The sequence below is a fragment of the Agromyces allii genome (assembly GCF_009749385.1).
GTDB classification, from domain to species: Bacteria; Actinomycetota; Actinomycetes; order Actinomycetales; family Microbacteriaceae; genus Agromyces; species Agromyces allii.
In genome coordinates, this window is sequence record NZ_WBIN01000001.1 from 505,496 (window position 1) to 527,739 (window position 22,244).

The 22,244-nt window shown below is 71.3% G+C and carries 16 protein-coding genes, 1 tRNA gene and 1 pseudogene; 8 read left to right on the forward strand and 10 right to left on the reverse strand.

Annotation, left to right across the window (positions count from 1 at the left end):
- Positions 1-55 precede the first annotated feature (55 nt).
- The 4 genes from pstS (at position 56) to pstB (ending at position 4,153) form a co-directional block, all read left to right on the forward strand.
- Positions 56-1,147, forward strand: a complete 1,092-nt coding sequence (gene pstS / locus GQR16_RS02330) for a phosphate ABC transporter substrate-binding protein PstS (RefSeq protein WP_157413512.1) — start codon at positions 56-58, stop codon at positions 1,145-1,147.
- Positions 1,148-1,270: 123 nt separating this feature from the next.
- Entirely contained in the window at positions 1,271-2,215 is a 945-nt protein-coding gene (pstC, locus tag GQR16_RS02335; protein ID WP_157413513.1) for a phosphate ABC transporter permease subunit PstC, read from the forward strand.
- Entirely contained in the window at positions 2,215-3,315 is a 1,101-nt protein-coding gene (gene pstA / locus GQR16_RS02340) for a phosphate ABC transporter permease PstA (protein ID WP_157413514.1), read from the forward strand. The genes pstC and pstA overlap by 1 nt, the downstream gene beginning before the upstream one ends.
- Before the next feature lie 58 nt (positions 3,316-3,373).
- On the forward strand, positions 3,374-4,153 hold the full coding sequence (gene pstB / locus GQR16_RS02345) for a phosphate ABC transporter ATP-binding protein PstB (RefSeq protein WP_157413515.1): 780 nt from the start codon (positions 3,374-3,376) through the stop codon (positions 4,151-4,153).
- A gap of 133 nt (positions 4,154-4,286) precedes the next feature.
- Here pstB and GQR16_RS02350 read toward each other — a convergent pair whose 3' ends face one another.
- From GQR16_RS02350 to GQR16_RS02370, 5 genes are all read right to left on the reverse strand, one after another.
- Positions 4,287-6,149, reverse strand: a complete 1,863-nt coding sequence (locus tag GQR16_RS02350; protein WP_170298396.1) for a glycosyl hydrolase family 18 protein — start codon at positions 6,147-6,149, stop codon at positions 4,287-4,289.
- A 266-nt stretch (positions 6,150-6,415) separates the two neighbouring features.
- Positions 6,416-8,989 (reverse strand): glycosyl hydrolase family 18 protein, encoded by a 2,574-nt coding sequence (locus GQR16_RS02355; protein ID WP_157413516.1) that lies wholly within the window; start codon positions 8,987-8,989, stop codon positions 6,416-6,418.
- Positions 8,990-9,092: 103 nt separating this feature from the next.
- Positions 9,093-11,681 (reverse strand): helix-turn-helix transcriptional regulator, encoded by a 2,589-nt coding sequence (locus GQR16_RS02360; protein WP_157413517.1) that lies wholly within the window; start codon positions 11,679-11,681, stop codon positions 9,093-9,095.
- 165 nt (positions 11,682-11,846) lie between these two features.
- Positions 11,847-12,728, reverse strand: a complete 882-nt coding sequence (locus GQR16_RS02365) for an aminodeoxychorismate lyase (protein ID WP_157413518.1) — start codon at positions 12,726-12,728, stop codon at positions 11,847-11,849.
- Positions 12,729-13,018: 290 nt separating this feature from the next.
- Positions 13,019-13,663, reverse strand: coding sequence for a DNA-directed RNA polymerase subunit beta (locus GQR16_RS02370; RefSeq protein ID WP_157413519.1), 645 nt, complete (start codon positions 13,661-13,663; stop codon positions 13,019-13,021).
- A gap of 151 nt (positions 13,664-13,814) precedes the next feature.
- On the opposite strand from GQR16_RS02370, the gene GQR16_RS02375 reads away from it, so the two are divergent.
- Positions 13,815-13,887 (forward strand) — tRNA-Lys (locus GQR16_RS02375).
- Between the two features lie 379 nt (positions 13,888-14,266).
- Here the strand turns inward: GQR16_RS02375 and GQR16_RS02380 are convergent.
- Complete coding sequence (locus GQR16_RS02380; RefSeq protein WP_157413520.1) at positions 14,267-15,316, reverse strand: LLM class F420-dependent oxidoreductase; 1,050 nt, start codon at positions 15,314-15,316, stop codon at positions 14,267-14,269.
- A gap of 237 nt (positions 15,317-15,553) precedes the next feature.
- Here GQR16_RS02380 and GQR16_RS02385 point away from each other — a divergent pair, with 237 nt between their 5' ends.
- Positions 15,554-16,771: a MarP family serine protease gene (locus GQR16_RS02385; RefSeq protein WP_157413521.1), complete on the forward strand. Its 1,218-nt coding sequence runs from the start codon at positions 15,554-15,556 to the stop codon at positions 16,769-16,771.
- Between the two features lie 36 nt (positions 16,772-16,807).
- On the opposite strand, the gene GQR16_RS02390 is transcribed toward GQR16_RS02385, so the two are convergent.
- Together GQR16_RS02390 and GQR16_RS02395 are read right to left on the reverse strand one after the other, a co-directional pair.
- A complete protein-coding gene (locus tag GQR16_RS02390) occupies positions 16,808-17,743 on the reverse strand; it encodes an aldose 1-epimerase family protein (RefSeq protein WP_157413522.1) in 936 nt (311 codons plus the stop codon).
- A 16-nt stretch (positions 17,744-17,759) separates the two neighbouring features.
- A complete protein-coding gene (locus tag GQR16_RS02395; RefSeq protein WP_157413523.1) occupies positions 17,760-18,650 on the reverse strand; it encodes a DeoR/GlpR family DNA-binding transcription regulator in 891 nt (296 codons plus the stop codon).
- 82 nt (positions 18,651-18,732) lie between these two features.
- On the opposite strand from GQR16_RS02395, the pseudogene galT reads away from it, so the two are divergent.
- Together galT and galK are read left to right on the forward strand one after the other, a co-directional pair.
- A pseudogene (gene galT / locus GQR16_RS02400) lies at positions 18,733-19,974 on the forward strand (galactose-1-phosphate uridylyltransferase).
- Positions 19,971-21,134 carry a galactokinase gene (gene galK, locus GQR16_RS02405; protein WP_157413524.1) on the forward strand — a complete coding sequence of 388 codons (1,164 nt, stop codon included), beginning with the start codon at positions 19,971-19,973 and terminating at the stop codon, positions 21,132-21,134. Before galT ends, galK begins: the two are co-directional and overlap by 4 nt.
- A 39-nt stretch (positions 21,135-21,173) precedes the next feature.
- Here the strand turns inward: galK and GQR16_RS02410 are convergent, their stop codons facing one another.
- Both GQR16_RS02410 and GQR16_RS02415 read right to left on the reverse strand, forming a co-directional pair.
- Positions 21,174-21,749 (reverse strand): GNAT family N-acetyltransferase, encoded by a 576-nt coding sequence (locus GQR16_RS02410; protein ID WP_211373407.1) that lies wholly within the window; start codon positions 21,747-21,749, stop codon positions 21,174-21,176.
- Positions 21,746-22,237, reverse strand: coding sequence for a YbaK/EbsC family protein (locus GQR16_RS02415; RefSeq protein WP_157413525.1), 492 nt, complete (start codon positions 22,235-22,237; stop codon positions 21,746-21,748). The genes GQR16_RS02410 and GQR16_RS02415 overlap by 4 nt, the downstream gene beginning before the upstream one ends.
- Positions 22,238-22,244: the final 7 nt, after the last annotated feature.

Genomic DNA, 22,244 nt, shown 5'->3' on the forward strand with positions numbered 1-22,244 from the left:
AGGCGGGTCGGCACCCGGCCCCAACCTGCACACAATCCCCGGAAGGGAACCTCACGTGAACCTCAAGCGTTTCGGCCTGCCCGCCGTCGTCGCCGTCACGGCTGCGCTCGCGCTCAGCTCCTGCGCCACGAACGAAGGCGGCGCCGCCGCTCCCGAAGAGTCGGCATCGACGCTCTCGGGCACCATCAACGCAGCCGGCGCCTCGTCGCAGGGCAGCGCCCAGGAGGCCTGGATCGCAGCGTTCCAGACCGCCAACACCGGCGTCACGATCAACTACGACCCCTCGGGCTCCGGCGCGGGTCGCGAATCCTTCATCGCGGGCGGCGTCGACTTCGCCGGCTCCGACTCGTACCTGAAGGACGAGGAGCTCGCGGGCGAATTCGGCTCCTGCGCTCCCGACACCAAGGCGATCGACCTCCCGGTCTACATCTCCCCGATCGCGCTCATCTTCAACATCGAGGGCGTCGACGAGCTCAACCTCGACTCGGCCACGATCGCGAAGATCTTCAAGGGCGAGATCACCACCTGGAACGACCCCGCGATCGTCGCGCTGAACCCCGACGCGACCCTGCCCGCCGCGAACATCACGGCCGTGCACCGCTCCGACGACTCGGGCACCACGAAGAACTTCGCGGACTACCTCTTCCAGACCGCTCCCGACGTGTGGGACGCCGAGCCGGCCGACCCGTTCCCGTACCAGACCGGTGAGGGCGCGCAGGGCACCTCCGGCGTCGTCGACGCCGTCACCAACGGCGTCAACACCATCGGCTACGCCGACGCTTCGCGCGCCGGAGACCTCGGAGTCGCGAACATCAAGGTCGGCGAGGAGTTCGTCGGCTACACGGCCGAGGCCGCCGCAGCCGTCGTCGCCGAGTCGCCGCTGGTCGAGGGCCGCGAGGCCAACGACCTCGCGATCGCGCTGGACCGCACCACGACCGACCCGTCGCACTACCCGCTCGTGCTCGTGAGCTACGCGATCGTCTGCCAGGAGTACGCCGACGCCGCCCAGGGCGAGCTCGTCAAGTCGTACGTCAGCTACATCGCGAGCGCCGACGGCCAGGCCGTCGCCGCCGAGCAGGCCGGTTCCGCACCGCTCTCGTCCGAGCTGTCCGACAAGGTCTCGGCTGCACTCGAGACCGTCAAGTAGCACCCGCTGCCCGGCCCGGTCGCCCGCCATTGCGCGTGGCGACCGGGTCGGGCAGGCTTGGCGCGCAGGCATCCGCCAGTACGTCGCATCCGTTCCCATCGATCAACGCAGGAAGACCCGGCCATGACGTCAGCCCCACCGGCATCCGCGATCACAGCGAAACCTCGACCCGGCGACCGGGTGTTCTCAACTGCGACGGTCGTGGCTGGAACCCTCATCCTCGTCACCCTCGCCGCAGTGGCGATCTTCCTCGTCGCTCAGTCGCTGCCGGCCTTCACGGCCGAGTCGGCCGACTTCAAGGGCGACGCCGACAACTTCTGGCAGTACGTCGGGCCGCTCGTGTTCGGCACGCTCTGGGCTGCGGCCCTCGCCCTCATCATGGCGATCCCGATCGCGCTCGGCATCGCACTGTTCATCTCGCACTACGCCCCGCGCCGGCTCGCACAGGGACTCGGCTACGTGGTCGACCTGCTCGCCGCCGTTCCCTCGGTGGTCTTCGGCCTGTGGGGCATCTCGGTGCTCGCCCCGGCCGTGCAGCCCTTCTACACCACGCTGACCGAGTGGTTCGGCTGGTTCCCGCTCTTCGCCGGCCCCGTCTCGGGCACCGGCCGCACGATCCTCACCGTGGCCGTGGTGCTCGCGGTCATGGTCCTGCCGATCATCACCGCGCTCTGCCGTGAGGTCTTCCTGCAGACCCCGGTGCTGCACGAGGAGGCGGCGCTCGCACTCGGCGCGACCCGCTGGGAGATGATCAAGCTCGCCGTGCTGCCGTTCGGGCGCCCCGGCATCATCTCGGCCGCGATGCTCGGCCTCGGCCGCGCACTCGGCGAGACGATGGTCGTGGCCATGGTGCTCTCCCCCGCGGCCATCATCTCGTTCGCGCTGCTGCAGTCGCAGAACCCGACCACCATCGCGGCGAACATCGCCCTGAACTTCCCCGAGGCCCACGGCGTCGGGGTCAACATCCTCATCGCGACGGGCCTGATCCTCTTCGTGATCACCCTCGCCGTCAACATGATCGCCCGGTACATCGTCGACCGGCGCAAGGAATTCTCGGGAGCGAACTGATGAGCGTCCTCACCTCGCCCCCCAAGTCGCCGGTCGGCACGCCGGTCGCCAACTCGCTCACGGCGGGCAAGCTGCCCCGCTACACCGCGGTCTACGTGCTCATCGGATGCATCGCCGTGATGTCCCTGGTCTTCGCGATGATCGCGGTGGCGGCCGGGAGCGACTTCAACATCGTCGCGTCGGTCTTCCTCGGCGTCGTCGCCTACGTGGTCGTCATCTGGGTGCTCTCGCGGGCCGTCGAAGGGCCGCGCAAGGCGTCCGACCGACTCGTGACCGCGCTCGTGGCCACCGCGTTCACCATCGCCCTGCTGCCGCTCATCTCGGTCGCCTACACGACGATCGTCAACGGACTGCCGCGCTTCGACATCCAGTTCTTCAGCGAGTCGATGCGCAACGTCGTCGGCCCCGGCGGCGGTGCGCTGCACGCGATCGTCGGCACCCTGCTCGTGACCGGCATGGCCACGCTCATCTCGGTTCCGGTCGGCCTCCTCACGGCGATCTACCTCGTCGAGTACGGCCGCGGCCGGCTGAAGCACGCCATCACGTTCTTCGTCGACGTCATGACCGGCATCCCGTCGATCGTCGCGGGCCTGTTCGCCTTCGCGTTGTTCGCGCTCATCACCGACGACCCCGGCATCCGCTTCGGATTCGGCGGATCGGTCGCGCTCTCGGTGCTGATGATCCCGGTCGTCGTGCGCTCGAGCGAGGAGATGCTGAAGCTCGTGCCGAACGAGCTGCGCGAGGCCGCCTACGCGCTCGGCGTGCCGAAGTGGCTCACGATCCTCAAGGTGGTGCTGCCCACCTCGATCGCCGGCATCATCACGGGCATCATGATCTCGATCGCCCGCGTCATCGGCGAGACCGCGCCGCTGCTCATCATCGCCGGCTTCACGACGAGCATGAACTACAACCTGTTCGCCGAGCGGATGATGACGCTGCCCGTGTTCGTCTACACGCAGTACGCCAACCAGGGCGCCGACACCCAGGCCTACATCGACCGCGCGTGGGCCGGAGCGCTCACGCTCATCCTCATCGTCGCCCTCCTGAACGTCATCGCCCGCATCGTGGCCAAGGTCTTCTCGCCGAAGACCGGCCGCTGACCGCCCGGCACGACCAGACCTGAATCCAACCCGAGCCCAGAGAGAAGCGAAGCTCCCAGTGTCCAAGCGCATCGAAGTCAACGACCTCAACGTCTACTACAGCAGTTTCCTCGCGGTCGAGGGCGTCTCGCTCGAGATCGAGCCCCGCACGGTGACGGCCTTCATCGGCCCGTCCGGCTGCGGCAAGTCGACCTTCCTCCGCACGCTGAACCGCATGCACGAGGTCATCCCCGGTGCCCGTGTGCAGGGCGAGGTGCTCATCGACGGCAACAACCTCTACGACTCCGCCGTCGACCCGGTGCTCGTCCGCCGTCAGGTGGGCATGGTGTTCCAGCGTCCCAACCCGTTCCCGACGATGTCGATCAAGGAGAACGTGCTCGCGGGCGTGCGCCTGAACAACAAGCGCATGTCGAAGGCCGACGCCGACGACCTCGTCGAGAAGTCGCTGCAGGGCGCGAACCTCTGGAACGAGGTCAAGGATCGCCTCGACCGTCCGGGCTCGGGCCTGTCGGGCGGCCAGCAGCAGCGTCTCTGCATCGCGCGCACGATCGCCGTGTCGCCCGAGGTGATCCTCATGGACGAGCCGTGCTCGGCCCTCGACCCGATCTCGACGCTCGCGATCGAGGACCTCATCGAGGAGCTCAAGCAGGAGTACACGATCGTGATCGTGACCCACAACATGCAGCAGGCCTCGCGCGTGAGCGACAAGACCGCGTTCTTCAACATCGCCGGAACCGGCAAGCCCGGCAAGCTCATCGAGTACGACGACACCACCACGATGTTCTCGAACCCGTCGGTCAAGGCCACCGAGGACTACGTCTCCGGTCGCTTCGGTTGATCGCACGCGGCGTCTGACACGCCGGCGTCGAACGACGGATGCCCCCGGAGCGAACTCGCTCCGGGGGCATCCGGTGTTTGAGGTCTGCCGTTCTCGTGATGCGCTTCGCGCTACGAGGCCGGCCGCCGCGGGGTCAGCAGGCGCCCTGCTTCTCCCACGGGCCCCACTGCTCGGCGCCGGGGGTGTTGTTCTGCGTCCACCACTTGGCCTTGTAGGTCGAGCCGCTGTAGCTGACGACCGCACCGCCGCTGTAGGCCGTCGCCGCGGACCAGGCCGCCGCCGTGCAGGTGCCGGGGTTCGTCGGCGGCGTCGTGGGCGGAGTGGTCGGAGGCGTCGTCGGCGGGGTCGTGGGCGGCGTCGTGGAGCATGCTCCGACGAGCCCCCACACGTCGTTGGTGCCGGGCGTGTTGCCCTGCGTCCACCACTTCGCCGCGTACTCGGAGCCGTTGTACGACACCTTCTGGCCGCCGGTGTAGATCGTCGCGGCGTTCCAGGCCGCCGCGGCGCACTCGCCCGGGTTGGTCGGCGGGGTCGTGGGCGGCGTGGTCGGCGGCGTGGTCGGCGTCGTGCTGCCGACCGGGTCGCTCGCCGGGCCCTTCTTGGCGGCGCGGAGCTTGTCGGCGAGGGTGCCGACGAGGTCGCCGTTGCGGTCGCCGTCGAGCTCCCACCACATGCCGCCGCCGAGGCCCTGGTCGACGATGTACTGCGACTTGCGGGTGGTCGACTTGACGCTGTCGTAGCTCCACCACTGGTTGCCGTCGTAGCGCCATGCCGCGCCGAGCGCGGCGTCGTAGTACTCGGTGCCGAGGGTCTTCAGCTTGTCGTAGTCCTCGTTGCCCTTCTCCCATGTTCCGGGCGCGGCATCCGTCGCGGCCGTCCACGCGTTCGAGGACTTCGCGCCCTGCCAGCCGCGACCGTAGGCCGCGAGCCCGATGCCGAGCTGCTTCGGATCGATCCCGGTCTTCAGGTACTCCTTGACGGCCTTGTCGACGCTGAAGCGCTGCGCCGGCGCCCGGGTGTCGGCCGGGTCGTCGAAGAGGTTCGCCTGGTGGCCGACGAGGGTCGGGTTCCACGCGCCGTGGAGGTCGTAGCCCTGGATGTTGCCGTAGTCGAGGTAGCGGAACTTCTCGGGGTCGTTCCAGCCGCCCGAGGCGATGTCGGCGGGGTTCGCCGGGAGGAAGGCGGAGAGCTGGTACGGGTGCCCGTTCTCAGCGGTCAGTGCGTCGACCTGGGCGCGGAACTCCTTCAGCAGCAGCGTGAAGTTCGTCTTGTCGTTGGCGGTGTCGACGTAGTTGCCGACCTCGCCGTTCGGCGATCCGGGCCACTCCCAGTCGATGTCGATGCCATCGAAGACGCCGGCGGCGGCACCTGCGCCGCCCCGACCGTCGATCACGGGCAGGTTGCCGCGCAGGTACAGGTCGACGCAGCTCTTCACGAACTTCTTGCGCGAGGCATCCGTCGCCGCGGCCTTCGAGAAGTTCTTCGACCAGGTCCAGCCGCCGAGCGAGATCATGACCTTGAGCTTGGGATGCTTCGCCTTCAGCTGCTTGAGCTGGTTGAACGATCCGGCGAGCGGCTGGTCCCACGTGTCGGCGGTGCCCGCGACCGAGTTCGCCGCGGTGTAGCCCATGCCGAAGTCCGCCCACGCGTCGCCGGCGCCGTCGGACCCGTTGGGGCCCGTGCCCTGCGCCTTGTTCGCGATGAAGCACTCGAGCGTCTGGTAGTTGATGTTGCCGAACGAGTAGTTGATGTGGGTGAGGTCGGCGGCCGTGCCCGACGTCTCGAGCTGCTTGGCCTGGAACGCGCGGCCGTAGACGCCCCACTGGGCGAAGTAGCCGACGTTGCGGTACCCGTTCACGGCACTCGGAGCCTGTTCGGGGGCGGCGGCGGCCGGCAGGGCCGAGCCGACCGCGGCGAGCCCGGCGACGAGCGCGCCGGTGGCGACGGCGGCGAGCGCCGTGCGCAGGCCCCGTCGCGTGCTTCTCTGTGTCTGCATGGTGTCCTTCGTCGAGGGAGGATCGGGCGCGGTCGCGCCCCTCGAGGTCACGGTACGAGCGGATGCCGCGGCACGGCGTCCGCACGATCCACATCGTTCGCCGTGCACGCGAGGGAGCCGAGTACGTAGGACTACGTACTCGGCTCCGGGAACCCGACATGGCGCGGGGGCGCCGCGTCGGACGCAGGTGGAACGGGCGGGGACGATGGACGCGCCCCCGCCCGCGACATCCGGACGACGACGAGGAGGGCGTCGCCCGGATGCGGTCAGCAGGCCGTCGCGGTGCCCCAGACGTCGTTGGTGCCCGGCGTGTTGCCCTGGGTCCACCACTTCGCCGTGTACTCGGCCCCGTTGTACGAGACCTTCTGGCCGCCCGTGTAGATCGCCGTGGCGCTCCACGCGGTCGCGCCGCAGGTGCCCGTGCCGCCGGTGCCCCCGGTGCCACCCGTGCCCGCGACCGGCTCCACGACCGTGACGCCGCGCGGCAGGTCGGAGAGCGTCGCGAAGGTCTCGGTGCCGACCTTCACGCGCAGGTTCGAGATCTCGGTCATCGGCAGCCGCCACGAGAGCTTCGTGAACACGCTGCCGCCCGCGGGGATGCCGCTGGACGGGACCTTGATCGTGTACGTGTGGAAGTCGCCCTTCAGGCCGCCCACGTTCGAGCCCGTGTGGTCGCTGGAGACCTTGGTGATGCCCCAGCCGTTCTGTTCGCCCATCGCGCCGGTGTCGCTCGTCGCGGTGTCGAACGTGATCGTCGAGCCCGCGGGGATCGCGGTCTTCGACCGGTTCGTGAACGTCACCTTGGGGTTGATCGGGTAGTTGCTGTCGCCGAGCGCGAAGTCGCCGAACTTCACCTGCAGGTCGATCGCCTTCGTGGGCATCGGCACGTTCGCCTTCGTCGCGTCGTACGGCGTCGACGCGGCGAAGCGGTCGTGCAGCAGCGACACGAGCGTCGAGCCCATCTCGTACTGGCCCTTCTGGGTGTTGTACGAGTAGTCGCCCGCGAGCTCCCAGATCATGGCGCCGCCGATGCCGTTGTCGGCGATGTAGTCGGCCTTCGCCGCGATCGCCTGGTTCGAGTCGCCCGAGAGGAAGGTCTTCGTGGTCGCGTTCCACCACCACTCGGTCTTCGTGACCGAGTCGAAGTGGTGGGTGTACGTGCCCGTGATCGACGACGGCGCACCGTATGCCGACGTGTAGTCGCCGACGACGCCCTTCTGCAGGTTCAGCACGTGCCAGATCGGGTTCGCACCCGCACCGACCTCGGCGCCGGTCTTGTCGAGGTCGTGCCAGAGGTTGTTGATGCCGACCGCACCGTTGCCGCACTTGGAGGTGCCGCCGATGGTCGGACCCGTGCCCGGCGGGCACTTCGTCTGGTCGGCGAGCGGCGCCTTGCCGTAGAGGCCGTTGGTGCCGCCCTGCACGCCGTCCCAGCCGCGGGTGTAGAACGGCAGGCCGACGTTGATGCGACCGGCCGGCATCGCACCGCGGAAGTAGTGGTACGCCCAGTCGGTGTTGAGGTAGCCGATGTTGCTGTACGCGCCGTACACGCCGCCCGCCGCGAGCTCGGGGTCGTTGCCGTCGTCGAAGAGCGGGCCGTTGCCGCCGACGTAGTCGTTCCACGAGCCGTGCAGGTCGTAGCTCATGATGTTGACGTAGTCGAGGTACGGGGTCACCTGATAGACCTCGGCGCCGCGCAGCAGCCATCCGGATGCCGGTGCCGCGACGGTCAGCAGGTAGTGCTTGCCGTCGGCCGCACCCGCGCGGTCGAGCTTCTCGCGGAGCGTCTTCATGAGCGACTCGTAGCCGGCCCACAGCTTGGCGCGGCGGGGCTCGGAGAACGCGAAGTCGTCGGGGCTTCCGGCCTTGCCGTTGCTGTTCGCGTACTCGTAGTCGATGTCGACGCCCTCGAAGCCGTACGTGCGGATGAACTGCACCGCGCTATCGGCGAACGCGTCGATCTTGGCCTGCGAGTCGGTCATCGTGTAGAAGCCGCCGTCGGCGACGCGGTCGCCGGCGGCATCGAAGTAGCCGCCGGTCTCGGCCCAGCCGCCGACCGAGACGAGCGCCTTCACGCCCGGGTTGGCCTTCTTGTACTTCGTGAGCAGGTTGAAGTGCCCCTTGTAGGGCAGCATCGGGTCCATCTCGGCGCCCGCGACGCCCGGCCACGTGAGGTCGGTCGCGGCGTTGCCGGCGACCGTCTGGTTGACCGAGACCTTGCCCTGCTCGTCGATGTGCGCGAAGGCGTAGTTGATGTGGCTGAGCTTCTTCCACGGGATGTCGCTCGCGAGGTACTTGGGGGCGCCGTTCACGCCCGTGCGCCAGCTCGTGAAGTAGCCGATGACGCGGTTCTTCAGCCCGTTCGGCAGCTTCTCGCGGCCCTGCTCGTCGTAGATCGTGCAGTAGGGCACGTCGACGCCGGGGGTCTGGTAGAGCCCGTCGGGGCGGCACTTCTCGTCGGGGTTCGTGGTCCAGGGGGTGCCCGTTCCGGGCTCCGGGGTCGGGGTCGGCGTCGGGGTCGGCGTGGGCGTCGGCGTCGGAGTCGGTGTGGGCGTGGGGGTCGGCGTCGGCTCGGGCGTCGTGCCGCACGCGCCGTTGCTCGCCCACGGCCCCCATTGCTCGGCACCGGGGGTGTTGCCCTGGGTCCACCACTTGGAGGTGTAGTTGGCGCCCTGGTACGACGCCTTCGCGCCGCCGACGTACTGCGTGGTCGAGTTCCACGCGGGGGCGCAGGCTTCAGCCGCGTTGGCGGTCGCCGCGGGGATCAACGCCGCCAGCAGCAGACCGACCCCGGCGACCGCGGTGACGAACCGCGTGCGCGTGAGAGTGGGAGTTCGCATGTCGTTCCTGTCTGAGTCGAGAGGTGACCCGCACAGACGCGGGCAGCCCGACGCTACGACGCGGGGCGGCTCGGCGAATCAGCGGATCCACGCATACGCAGGACTACGTACGTGACGACGAGAGGCGCCCGCGCATGCGGTGCGCGAGCACGGTCAGTTCGACCCTGGAGTGCACCGCGAGCTTCGTGAAGACGCGCCCGACGTGCACCTCGACGGTGCGCACCGACACGTAGAGCTGCGACGCCGCCTCGCGGTTCGAGCAGCCCTCGACGACGAGCATCGCGACCTCGAGCTCGCGTTCGGTGAGCACGTCGGCCCACGCGCTGCGGCACTCGCCGAGCACGTCGTCGTCCTCGTCGTCTTCGAGCCGATCGGATGCCGCGACGGCACGTTCCTGCGCCGACCGACCGTCGGTCGTGGCGGGCGCGGGGCGCTCCGGCCGCGCCTGGGGTGCGGCGGACCGCGGCCGGTCGGCCGGCATCCGGGCGTCGCCGGCCACGTCGACGGAGGCTGCCGCGCCCGCGCCCGCGCCCGACGCCGGGATGCCCGAGGCGGCGACGCCGTACGCGGTGACGCCGTACTCCGCGACACCACGGCGGGCCGCGATCTGCGCGATGCGCTCTGCGGCCACCGCGCGCAGCCACCCGACCGCCCCGCAGTCGGCGAACAGGTGCTCGGCCGCGACGAGGTGCCTCCCGGCCCGGTCGACCGCGCCGAAGGCGGAGCACGCTCGAGCGAGCATGAGCTCGGTGCGAGCCCGCTCGTACGGCGAGCGGATGGCGCGTGCGCGATCGGCGACGGCCGCGTACTCGGCGTCGAAGCCCCGCCGGTCGATGCCGCGCATGCGGTGCCGGAGTTCGCTCGCGAGGCGAGCGTCGGGCGGGCGTCGCGCGATGCCGGCGCCGCCGGCCTCGAAGCCCCCGGGGCCGGCCGCGGTTCTCGATGTCGAGGCGTCTTCGGCCGCGGCGTCGAGGCCGGGGATGTGCAGCCCGCAGCCGAAGCCGCCTCTGGCCCGCTCGTCGGCGAGCGCCACGAGGGTCTCGGCCTCCGAGCGCCGGCCGAACAGATGCGCCTCGACCGCGCGATCGATGAGGTCTTCGCGCCGCACCCCGGACGCGGACTGCGGCAGGCTGGCCTCGACGGCGCGAGCCCATGGCCCGATCTCGCCGGTCCCGATGAGTTCGAGGCGCCTCGCCAGGGCGGCCCCGAGGCCGCCGAACGTCAGGGCGATCGGCAGGTCGCACGCGGCCTGCCGCAATCCGTCGGCGGCCCGCCGCACCTCGCCCGCCCAGAGGTCGAGCAGTGCGACGGCCACGGCGCGCTCGGCCCGGAGCAGTGCGGAGCGTTCGAAGCCGGCGACGGTCGAGCGGGGATCCGGGGCAACGTCGCGCCGCGAGCCGAGCCACCGCATCGCAGCGGTCGGATCGCCCGCGAGCCCGAGCTCGAGCGCGATGGCGACGGCGTGCAGGCCGCCGAGCACGGTGCCGTCGGCCGCGCGCTCCGACGCGACGCGCCGCGGATCGGGCGCGGACGCCGCGGCGACCTGCTCGTCGTCGGCGCGGTCGACCTCTGCGAACGCGTCGCCGGCGAACAGCGCGCACCAGGCGCGCCCGACGAGCCACTCTCCGTCGGCCAGACCGTACTGCTCGATGAGCGCTCGCGCCTGTGCGAGACGGCGGGCGGCGCGCTGCGCGGCCCCACGCTCGGCGAGCAGCCCCGCTGCGATCGCCGTCGCACGGACCAGTGCGGGCAGGTGGCACGCCGCCACCGTGGCCCCGAGGGCCGCGGCACACTCGGCCTGCTCGAGCTGCGCGTCGAGCTCGGGCTCGGCCACGTCGCCACGCAGCAGTGCGGTCGCGAGCAGGTAGTCGCCCAGCACGTTCGCACGGCTGCACTCGTCGCCGTGGGTCAGCACGGCGCCGAGCCAGCGCTCCGCATCTTCGACGAATCCGCCGTGGAGTGCGGCGATGCCGGCGACCCGGCGGGCGATCACGGCCTGGCCGCCCGTGGCGTGGCTCTCGGCCTCTCGGGCGACGGCATGCGCACGCTCGGCCTCGCCCGCGGCATCCGCCCGTTCGGCGATCTCGAGCAGCGGTGCGACGAGGTCGGGCGACCCCTCGAGCGTGGCGAGCGAACGATGCCAGACCACGTGTTCCTCGACCTCGAGCACGACGTACGCCTCCGCGAGCGAGCCGTGCGCCGCGGTGCGCTCGGCGAGCGAGGCCTCGGCGTGCACCCAGACGCGCATGCGCGGGTCGGCGAAGGCGAAGTGACCCGCCACGAGCAGCAGGTGCCGGCTCAGTTGTCCGTCGACGAACTCGGCCATCGGGCGACCGCACGCCGTGAGCAGCACGTCGATGCGATCGTCGGTGCAGACCGCCGCGATGACGAGCGCCTGACGCTCCCACGCCGCGAGGTTGGCGCCCTGGGGTTCGACCGCTGCCGTGATCGCCGGCACGAGCGGGAGCGGGTCGGGAAGCACCGCGAGACCCAGTCGCTGGGCCGCACGCAGCATGGTCGTGACCTCGATGATCGCGTCGGCGTCACCGCCGAGACCGAGGCCGAGACGCGAGGCGACGTGCGGCGCGACCACGAGCCGGTGCCGCGCGAGCAGCTCGATGATGGCGTTCGAACTCTCGAAGGCCTCGACGTTCGAGCGGTGACGTGGATCCGTACGTGAAGTCTCGTCCATGGGTTGCATCGGCCCTCCGCTCGCTCACTTCACTGATCGCGTGCGGTTATGTTAGCAACGTTTACAAACGCGCGTCGAGAGGGAATTCACCCGCGCGCAATTCCCCGTTCAGGGGACGCCGATCGACGCCCGGAGGCGCCCCGGGCGTGCAACCGCTCTCACGGCTCAGTCGCGCGGTTCGAGGAGGTAGGCGTTGAACGCGCGCGTCGTCTCGAGGTCGAACGGGAACGCCGCGCCGTCGAGCTCGGTGACGCCCGCCGCGAGGCGCACGCTCGAGACCAGCCAGATCGCGTCGGCCGTGCCGAGCTCCTCGGTGCGGATGTCGCGGTACGAGGTCTCGCGCCCGGTCTCGGCGAGATGGTCGAACAGGCTCATCTGCGTGGTGCCGTGCAGGATCGCGCCCGACGGTGCGGGCGTCGAGTAGACGTCGCCGTGCCGAAGGATCACGCTCGACGTCGGCCCCTCCATGACGAACCCGTCGGACGAGATGAAGATCGTGTCGTCGGCGCCGCGCCGGTGCGCCTCCCGCAGCGCGGCCATGTTCGTGGCGTAGCTGAGCGTCTTCGCGCCGAGCAGCAGCCACGGGGCCTTCGCGGCCGCGTCGTGCGCGTACCCGCGATCGAGCGTGACCACGCTGATGCCCTGCTCGCGCGGGCGGCTGAAGTCGGCGGCGGGCGCGGCGTGCAGCCACGCGGTCGGCGCCGGGCCGTGCTCGACGCCACGGCTCAGCACGAGCTTCAACGCGAACTCCCCGGTGGCGGGCAGCAGCTCGACCGCTCGGGCGATGGCCGCGCGCCACTGCGCGAGGTTCGGCTCGGGCAGCTCGCAGATCACGGCGGAGTTGCGCAGCCGATCGAGGTGCGGCCCGCTCTCCTGCGCATGCCCGTTCGTCACCGAGATGGTCTCGAACACGCCGTCGCCGCGTTGCGTCGAGAGCTCGCCGACGCGAAGGGCCGGGGCATCGGCCGGCACCTCGCGAAAGGTCGACGCGAGGTCGTCGACACGGGCATCCGCGGGCAGCGGCTCGAGCAGCAGGGTGACGGTCATGCCTCGATGCTACGCGGATGCCGCGGGGCGGCCGGCACTCGTCGTCGGCCGGCGAACGCCTCGCGAGCTCGTCGGCGGGGTGGACACCGCCTCGCCCGGACGACCGCGAACGGCCGAGGGCATGAGGAGGCCGGCCGCAGGAACGCCTCTCGGCGCGAGGCCGCTCGGAGCGGCGAATATTGGAGCCCGGGGTTACTGCGGCCGGCCACGTCAAGTGTAAACGAGGCGAGGCGGTGCGGTATTCCGTGCGTCCCGAACGCTCGCCTCGGGCGACACCGCGTCGAGCCGATTCAGTCGAGCGCGTCGCGCCGCCACAGCCGCGCGCAGGCCGCGAACTCGTCGGCCAGTTGCGTGAGCCGCAGGGCACGCTGGGTCAACTCGCGCGGACGGTCGGGATGCACGTGGTCGGCCGCATCGGCGTCGTCGGCGAGGCTCGTGTAGCCCACCCCGACGAGCCGGCAGAACGCGGCGGCCCGATCGAGCGCGACGGCGAAGTCGCCGACGAACAGTCCGTGCAGGATGCGGTCGGCGAGTTCGCGCACCTCGTCGGGTCCGGCCGGAACCGGGGCGCCCGCGACGACCTGGTCGATCGTGTGCGACACCTCGGCTCCGCGCTGGTAGCCGAGGCTGACGCCCTGCGGATCTTGGCGGATGAGCGTGCGCAGCAGGTAGACCCGCCAGAGCGCGCCGGGCAGGCTCTTCGCCGAGGCTTGCGCCCACAGCTCGGCGATCGCGTCGATGCCGTGCTCGTCGGTGTACGAGATGAGACGCGCGACGACCTGCGGGTCGGGGTCCTCACGCACGCGTGCGAGGAGCGCCGCGGCCGTGTCGTGGGCCATGCGGCTGAGCCGAGCGGGGTCTTCGCCGCCCAGGTACGAGTCGAACACGTGCGGCGGGAACTTGGTCGGACGGTGGAAGGAGTCGTCGGAAGCCATTGCCGCCAAGGGTACCCGCTCGGCCTCGGCGCCCGCCCGAGGTCGTCCCTCCGCGCTCTCGCCGCATTGCACGCACGGCACACGGGCCGACGCGTTCGCGCGCCCCCAGCGAGCGCGAACCGGGCCTGCGCACCGGGTAATGTGGTCACGCGGGCCTCTAGCTCAGTTGGCAGAGCAGCGGACTTTTAATCCGCGGGTCGTGGGTTCGAGCCCCACGGGGCCCACCGTGATCACCGGCGCAGACTGCCGAATCGACGGCTCAGGCTGCCGAACTCGGCGATTCGATCGTGATCCGGCTCGATCGGATGACCCGGGACACCGTCTGGCGGGAGTTCGCCCTCGTTCGAAGGTGGCGCTCCCGCCCCGACGGCCCCTCCCCAAGTGTCCCCTTGGTCCGCACGACTCCGTGCGAATTGGGACTCACCGTACGCTCCTGCACGCGTGAACACCAGTGTTTTCCCGGGGATTTTCGGCGCCGATCGACGGATGCCGCGGCGCCCCGCGCGCACTCGCTCGCGTGAGAGCGCGACCACGCACGGGAACGCACGCGAGGTCGCGCGAAGCGTCGGATCGGCGCGAGAACCGCGCCGATCCGCGCAGCATTCAGCCGACGATCGACCGCAGCCCCGACATCAGCGCGATGCGCTCCGCCGAGTTGCGCGCGAGCGGCGTGACCGCGAGGGTGGTGACGCCCGCCTGCCGGAACGCCGCGACGCGTTCGGCGACCTCCGCGGGCGAGCCGATGAGCGAGATCGCGCGCACGAGGTCGTCGGGCACGGCGGCCACGGCCTCCTCGCGGCGACCCTCGAGGTAGAGGTCCTGGATGCGCGCGGCATCCGCCTCGAAGCCGTAGCTCGCGACGAGGTCGTTGTAGAAGTTCTTGCCGCGCGCGCCCATGCCGCCCACGTAGAGCGCGAGCTGCGGCTTGGCGGCCGCGAGGGCGAGGGCCGTGAGGTCGGGGTCGTCGGTGATCGCCAGCGCGGGGCTCGCGAACACGTCGAGCGGGGCGAGGTCGGCCGACCGCTTCGCCGTGCCTGCGGCGAGCGCGTCACCCCAGACATCCGTCGCCTTCTCGGGGTGGAAGAACATGGGCAGCCAGCCGTCGGCGATCTCGGCGGTCTGCTCGACGGACTTCTGGCCGAGCGAGGCGACCGTGATCGGGATGCGCTCGCGCACGGGGTGGTTGATGAGCTTCAGCGGCTTGCCGAGCCCGGTGCCTTCGCCGGCGGGCAGCGGGATCGAGTAGTTGCGCCCCTGGTGCACGACCGGTTCGCGCCGCCAGGTCATGCGGCAGATGTCGATGATCTCGCGCGTGCGGCCGAGCGGCGCGTCGTAGCGCACCCCGTGGAATCCCTCGATGACCTGCGGCCCCGAGGCGCCGATGCCGAGCTCGAACCGGCCGTTCGAGACGTAGTCGAGGCCGGCCGCGGTCATGGCCGTCAGGGTCGGCGTGCGCGTGTACAACTGCAGGATGCCGGATGCCAGCGTGATCTCCGAGGTGCGCGCCGCGAGGAATCCGAGCTGGCTGACGGCGTCGAACGAGTACGCCTCGGGCACCGCGATGAGGTCGACGCCCGCCTGCTCGAGTTCGGCGACCTCGTCGGCCACCTCGCGGAACCCGCCCGCATAGTTCAGGAACATCCCGACGCGCATGTCACTCCTCATCGTGTAATCGGCCGACGATCGCGGCCTCTCCGAGGCTAACCGACGGCCTCGCGCGGGCGACGGGAGATTGTGCGCGGGCCACGAGCCTGCGGCGGCGGTCGCGCGATCGGTGGTGGGAAACCGTGAACCGCGCGTCCCGGAACCGCGCGTCTCGCAGCATGCTCGAAGGCGGATGCCGCAGGCTGGAGGTTCGCGCCGACCGACGGCGCGGCCGACGCGAACGGCATGCCGGCGGCATCCGACGCGCTCGACGGACGGAGGACCATGGGCTGGAGCCTGCTGCTCGACGTGCTGCTGGTGCTCGTGTTCATCGGCGCCGTCGTGAACGGGTACCGCACGGGCCTGCTGCGCACGGCCGCGGGCCTGATCGGCGTGCTGCTCGGCGCGGTCGCCGCCGCGTTCGTGATGCCGTGGGTCATGGGACTGGTCTCCGCGCCCGAGTGGCGCGCACCGGCGGCCATCGGCGCGGCGCTCGTGCTGATCTCCATCGGCGGGACGGCCGGCGGCGCGCTCGGCGCGGTCCTCGGCCGAGGGGCCGTGGCTGTGAAGCTCGGCGTCGTCGACCGGATCCTGGGCGCCGTCGGCAACCTGCTCGTGACGGTGTTCGTGGTGATGCTCGTCGCCTCGGGCGTCTCGGCCATGGGCGTGCCGGTGGTGTCGCCCGCGATCGCCGGTTCCCGGGTGCTCGGCACGATCGAGGCGCTGACGCCCACGCCGGCGCAGCGGTTCCTCGCCGAGGTGCGATCCGCAGCGGTCGGCGAGGCCCTCCCCTGGCTCGTCGATGTGCTCGAAGTGCCGGCCGAGGCCCCGACGCTCCCGTCGGGCGGCGTCGACGATCCCGAGATCGCGCAGGCCGCGGCATCCGTCGTCCGGGTCACCGGCACGGCCTTCGAGTGCGGGGTCTCGATGTCGGGAAGCGGGTTCGTGATCGCGCCCGGCCGCATCGTGACGAACGCGCATGTCGTGGCCGGGGTCGACGAGCCGGTCGTCGAGACGCCGGGCCTCGCCGCCCGTTCCGGCTCGATCGTCGCCTTCGACGCCGACCTCGACCTCGCGATCATCGCCGTCGACGGGCTCGACGCGGCGGCGCTGCCGGTGACGGATGCCGCGGCGGGCGCGGATGTCGCGGTGGCGGGCTACCCGTTCGGCGGTCCGCTCGAACTCCGGCCCGGTCGGGTCATGTCCGTGGGATCGGTGACCTTCCGCGAGGCCGACGGCACCTCGACGCGCAACGTCATGACGCTCGCGGCCGACGTCGACCACGGCAACTCGGGCGGCCCGGTGCTCACGGGCGACGGCACGGTCGCGGGCGTCGTGTTCGCGAAGTCGGAGGCCGTCGACAACGTGGGCTTCGCCATTCCGGTGTCGACGCTGAACGCCTTCGCGGGCGACGCGGCGTCGCTCGACCGGGCAGTCGACTCGGGCAGCTGCTCGACGGACTGAGCCCGACGAACCTCGCGTGCTTCCGGGCGGGCGAGGCTACTCGGCGGTGAACCCGGCGAAGTGGATGCCCCACGAGAGCTCCCACGCCTCGCCCGGGTCGAGCCAGCGGAGGCCGCGACCCGAGTTGAACGCCTCGGCGGGCGCGGTCATCGGTTCGATCGCGATGGCGACCTGGCCGTCTTCGCCCGGGAATCGGTGGGTCGTGTAGACCTGCACGTAGGCGAACTCGTCGTCGGCCCGGATCGAGACCGTGCGGCCGTCGGGAGCGGTGAGCGAGTGCACCACCTCGCCGTCGCGGTCGACGACCTCGCCGAAGGCGTCGTCGAGCGACAGGTCGGCCACGCGGCGCCCCTCGCGGAGGTCCCACTCGGTGCCGTCGACGGGCACCTCTCCCGTGGGCAGCAGGCGGTCGTCGACCTCGATGTGGCTCGCGGCGTCGAGCTTCAGCACGAGTTCGCCCGTGGGCACGCCGCCGATCTTGAGGTAGGGATGCGTGCCGATCGCGACCGGCGCGGCCTCGCCGCCGAGGTTCTCGATGTGGTGCGTGACGCGCAGCCCGTCGGCGACGAGTTCGTAGTGCACCGCGGTCTCGAGCAGGAACGGGTAGCCGAGCTGCGGGTAGATGTTCGCCGCGAGGGTGACCGAGTCGCGCTGCTGGTCGACGACGCGGTACTCGGCGTAGCGGAGCAGCCCGTGGATGGCGTTGTTGAACTTGGGCTCGGTGATCGCGAGGCGGTGCTCGAGCCCCTCGTCGTCGCGCCAGACGCCGTCGCGGATGCGGTTCGGCCACGGCACGAGCACGATGCCGGCGCCCATGGGCGTGACCTCGTCGTCGGCATACGGCGGAACGAGGTCGATGCCGTTGATGCTGAGGGTGCGGATGCCGGCGGCCACGGACGTGATCGTCGCGTGGAGGTCACCGCTCGCGGTCGAGGTCTCGAGCACGAACTGCTCGCCCGTGGGAAGCGTCATGCCTCAACTCTAGGGTTCATCCCTCAACTCTAGGGTCTCGCGCGATCGCCGTCGCGAGGCCGGCCTCGCGCAGTTCCGCGATGAGCGGGGCGGGTGCCGCGGCATCCGTGATGAGCGTGTCGAAGGCGTCGACGGCGGCGATGCGGCCGAGGTGCACCTCGCCGAGCTTGGTGGCGTCGGCGACGACGATCGAGCGCGCCGAGGCCCTCAGCATCAGGGTCTTGACCGAGGCCTCCGGCAGGTTCGCGTTCGTCACGCCGTGCACCGGGTCGACGCCGTTGCAGCCGATGAAGGCGAGGTCGACGTGCACCTCGTCGAGCATCGAGCCGGCGAGCGGGTGCACGAGCGAGTGCTGCTTCGGGCGCAGGCTCCCGCCGGTGACGATGACCGTGAACCGCGGGATCTCGGGTTCGAGCTCGAGCGCGATCGACAGCCCGTTGGTGAACACCGTGAGGTCGTCGAGATCGGTGCGGGCGCGCAGGGCTCGCGCGATCTGGAGCGTCGTCGTGCCGACGTCGAGGATCACGCTCTGCCCGCTGCGCACGAGCGAGGCGGCGTGCACGCCGATCAGGCGCTTCGGTTCGACGGATGCCGCGAGCGCCTCTTCGAAGCTCGGTTCGCGTTCGGGGCGCTCGGCCTCGATGAGCGAGCCGAGCGGAACGGCGCCGCCGTGCACGCGCCGGATCGAGCCGCGGCGCTCCAGCGCGTCGAGGTCGGCCCTGGCCGTGACGGTCGTGACGCCGAAGACGCTGCTGAGCTCGGCGACGCGCACGAATCCGCGTTCGACGACGAGGGCGAGGGCGCGCTCACGCCGTTCGGGGGCGGGGAGTGCGGGGAGCGCGGCCTGCACGGCCGGCGCCGGGGCAGGGCCGGTCGCGGGCAGTGGCTCGTGCGCGGCATCCGTCATGTCCGTATCCTCTGCGAAGGCGACGGGTTTTGCAATACGAAACCCGGTTGTTTGCAAAACGAAAATCGCGTAGGGTGGCCGCGTGCTTGACACCGAACCGGTCTTCGACCCCGCCATCGCCGTGCGCCCCGCGAAGCTCGCCGACGGCCGCGACCTCATCTACTTCGACGACGTCGACACGACGCTCGACGCCGCACGGTCGGTCGACGCCCGCACGCTCGACCCGCGCCCCGCGAACGCGCACATGCGGCAGGACCCGCTCACCGGTGAATGGGTCTCGATCGCGGCCGCACGCCAGAACCGCGTCATGCTGCCGCCCGCGCACCTCGACCCGCTCGCCCCGCAGACGCCCGACAACCCGTCCGAGATCCCGAGCGTGTACGACGTGGCCGTGTTCGAGAACCGCTCCCCCTCGTTCGGCCCCGCCCTCGCCGAGCCCGACGCCTCCGACGCCGAGGCGCTCGCGGACCTGCGCCGCATCGGCCTCGAGCGCACGAAGACCTCGATCGGCCGCTGCGAGGTCGTGTGCTTCAGCCCCGCGCACGAGGGCTCGTTCGGCTCGCTCTCGCGCTCGCGCGCACGCACGGTGATCGAGGCGTGGGCGCACCGCACCGCGGCGCTCTCGGCACTGCCCGGCGTGCAGGAGGTGTTCCCGTTCGAGAACCGCGGCCGCGAGATCGGCGTCACGCTGCCGCACCCGCACGGCCAGATCTACTCGTACCCCTACATCACCCCGCGCACCGAGCGCCTGCTCGCCGCGATCGACGACTACGGGCCCACGCTCATGGGCGACATCCTCGAGCGCGAGCGCAACGGCCCCCGCGTGCTGCTCTCGGGCGAGCACTGGACGGCGTTCGTGCCCTTCGCCGCGCGCTGGCCCATCGAGGTGCACCTGCTGCCCCACCGCCACGTGCCCGACTTCGCCGCGACGACCCTCGACGAGCGCGACGAGCTCGCCGGCCTCTACCTGCAACTGCTGCGCGGCATCGACAAGTTGTACGACTCCCCCACTCCGTACATCGCGGCCTGACACCAGGCGCCCGTGCACGAGCACCGCGACGACGTGCGGCTCATGCTGCAGATCACGAGCCCGCGCCGCGCGGCCGACAAGCTCAAGTTCCTCGCCGGCTCCGAAGCCGCCAAGGGCGCCTGGATCGGCGACGTCGCCCCCGAGGCCGCAGCCGAGGCGCTCCGCACCGCGATCGCGGCCGCCGCGAGCGACGAGACGAGCGCCGCCACGCCGACCGCCGCGAACGCGAAGACCACGACGACGGATGCCGCGGCATCCGCACCGGCATCCGAGACCGAAGGACCCCGAGCATGACCGAGACCCCCGTCGAGACCGTGACGCGCGGCTTCATCGAACGCTACGGGCACGAGCCCGTCGGCGTCTGGTCGGCCCCCGGACGCGTGAACCTCATCGGCGAGCACACCGACTACAACGACGGCTTCGTGTTCCCGTTCGCGATCGACCAGCGTGCGAGCGTCGCGCTCGGCATCCGCGCCGACCGGCTCATCCGGGTGTCGTCGACGTTCGCCGACGAGCCCGTCGAGCTGCATCTCGACGACCTCGCCCCCGACGCGGTCGAGGGCTGGGCGGCCTACGCGCTGGGCGTCGCCTGGGCGCTCGGCGAGTTCGGCGCCGACCTCGAGCACGTCGGCGGCGTCGACCTGCACATCTCGAGCACGGTGCCCGTCGGCGCCGGCCTGTCGTCGTCGGCCGCGATCGAGAGCTCGGTCGCGCTCGCGCTCGACGAGCACTGGGGTCTCGGCCTCGACCGCCCGACGCTCGCGAAGGTGGGCCAGCTCGCCGAGAACCGCGTCGTGGGCGCTCCCACGGGCATCCTCGACCAGTCGGCCTCGCTGCTGTCGCACGCCGACGCGGCCGTGTTCCTCGACTGCCGCAGCCTCGACGCCGAGGTGATCCCCCTCGGACTCGTCGGCGACGGCCTCTCGATCCTCGTCATCGACACGAACGTGTCGCACGCCCACGCCACGGGCGGCTACGCGGCCCGGCGCGCCTCGTGCGAGGCCGGCGCACGCGAGCTCGGCGTCGACTCGCTGCGCGACATGCACCTCGACGACCTCGAGCGCGCCGCGACCGTGCTCGACGACGAGACGTTCCGGCGCGTGCGCCACATCGTCACCGAGAACCAGCGCGTGCTCGACACCGTTCGCACGCTCCGCGAACAGGGCGCCGGCGCGATCGGCCCGCTCCTCGACGCCTCGCACGTGTCGATGCGCGACGACTTCGAGATCACCGTGCCCGAGGTCGACCTCGCCGTCGAGACCGCGCAGGCCAACGGCGCGATCGGCGCCCGCATGACGGGCGGCGGCTTCGGCGGCTCGGCCATCGCGCTCGTGATCGACGCGCTCGTTCCCGTCATCGAGCGCGAGGCGAAGGCCGCGTTCGCCGCGCAGGGGTACCGCGAGCCCACGACGTTCGTCGTCCGGCCCAGCGAGGGCGCCCGCCGCGACGCGTGAGCTCCGCCCCGGCGACCTCGCCGAGGTCGCCGCAGGGGCTCAGGCCCCGGGCGACGCCCACTCCTCGGCGAGGATCGCGTAGGTGTACCCGTCGACCCACCCGAGTTCGGCGTGCCACGAATCGCGCACGCCGTGCTGCTCCCGTCGCATGCCGAGCTTCTCCATGACCCGCCACGAGGCGTGGTTGTCGGCGAAGCAGCCGGCCGTGACGCGGTGCAGCCCGAGCTCGTGGAACGCGAGGTCGAGCAGCGCCCCGGCGATGTCCGTCGCGAATCCGCGCCCGGCGTATGCGGGGTCGACGAGGTAGCCGAGCAGGCCCTCGGACCTGCGCCACACGTCGCCGTCGAACTGGCCCATGCCGTCGTGCACGTCGAGCGAGCCGGTGGCCACGACACGGCCGTCGAGCACGGCGACGACGGCGTGCTGGTCGGGATCCTCGACCGCGTCGAGCCACGCCTTCGCGAAGGCCTCGGGCTCGACGGTCGTGCGCAGCAGCCACCGGGTCACCTCCGGCCGGTTGCGCCAGGAGAGCACGCCGTCGAGGTCGACGCGCGTGGGCGGCCTGAGCTCGAGTTGGCCCGCACGCCGCGGCCATGCCACGCCGGGACCGGTCACCGTTCGCCCTTCGGCGCCTCGACCGCGTGCGGCGTGCCGCCCGTGATGCGCACGAGTTCGTCGAAGGTCGTCGGGAACACCGTCTTGGCGTGCCCGGCGGCCGCCCAGACCTCGTCGTAGCCGGCGAGGTCGACGTCGACGAGCGTGCGCACGGGCGCCGGATGCCCGACCGGTGCGACGCCGCCGATGACCTGCCCCGTGGCGTCCTTGACTGCCTCCTTCGACGCGCGCCCGATGACGCCGCCGAGCTGCGCCCCGAGCCAGTCGGTGTCGACCCGGTGCGCACCCGAGGTGAGCACCAGGATCGGGTCGCCGTCGAGCGTGAAGACCAGCGAGTTCGCGATCTGACCGACCTCGACGCCGAGCGCGGCGGCGGCCAGCGGGGCCGTCGTGACGGCGTCGTCGAACCAGACGATCTCGGGCGAGAGCCCGTGGCCGGCGAGCGTCTCGGTGACGCGGTCGACGGCGGGGTGCGAGGGGGCGGTCATGCCTCGA

Excerpts from the sequence above, each read along its gene's own strand:
- pstC (WP_157413513.1), top strand. The coding sequence starts at position 1,271 with ATGACGTCAGCCCCACCGGCATCCGCGATCACAGCGAAACCTCGACCC.
- pstA (WP_157413514.1), top strand. The coding sequence starts at position 2,215 with ATGAGCGTCCTCACCTCGCCCCCCAAGTCGCCGGTCGGCACGCCGGTC.
- GQR16_RS02350 (WP_170298396.1), bottom strand. The coding sequence starts at position 6,149 with ATGCAGACACAGAGAAGCACGCGACGGGGCCTGCGCACGGCGCTCGCC.
- GQR16_RS02355 (WP_157413516.1), bottom strand. The coding sequence starts at position 8,989 with ATGCGAACTCCCACTCTCACGCGCACGCGGTTCGTCACCGCGGTCGCC.
- GQR16_RS02360 (WP_157413517.1), bottom strand. The coding sequence starts at position 11,681 with ATGGACGAGACTTCACGTACGGATCCACGTCACCGCTCGAACGTCGAG.
- GQR16_RS02365 (WP_157413518.1), bottom strand. The coding sequence starts at position 12,728 with ATGACCGTCACCCTGCTGCTCGAGCCGCTGCCCGCGGATGCCCGTGTC.
- GQR16_RS02370 (WP_157413519.1), bottom strand. The coding sequence starts at position 13,663 with ATGGCTTCCGACGACTCCTTCCACCGTCCGACCAAGTTCCCGCCGCAC.
- GQR16_RS02380 (WP_157413520.1), bottom strand. The coding sequence starts at position 15,316 with ATGCGCGTCGGGATGTTCCTGAACTATGCGGGCGGGTTCCGCGAGGTG.
- GQR16_RS02385 (WP_157413521.1), top strand. The coding sequence starts at position 15,554 with ATGCCGGCGGCATCCGACGCGCTCGACGGACGGAGGACCATGGGCTGG.
- GQR16_RS02390 (WP_157413522.1), bottom strand. The coding sequence starts at position 17,743 with ATGACGCTTCCCACGGGCGAGCAGTTCGTGCTCGAGACCTCGACCGCG.
- GQR16_RS02395 (WP_157413523.1), bottom strand. The coding sequence starts at position 18,650 with ATGACGGATGCCGCGCACGAGCCACTGCCCGCGACCGGCCCTGCCCCG.
- galK (WP_157413524.1), top strand. The coding sequence starts at position 19,971 with ATGACCGAGACCCCCGTCGAGACCGTGACGCGCGGCTTCATCGAACGC.
- GQR16_RS02415 (WP_157413525.1), bottom strand. The coding sequence starts at position 22,237 with ATGACCGCCCCCTCGCACCCCGCCGTCGACCGCGTCACCGAGACGCTC.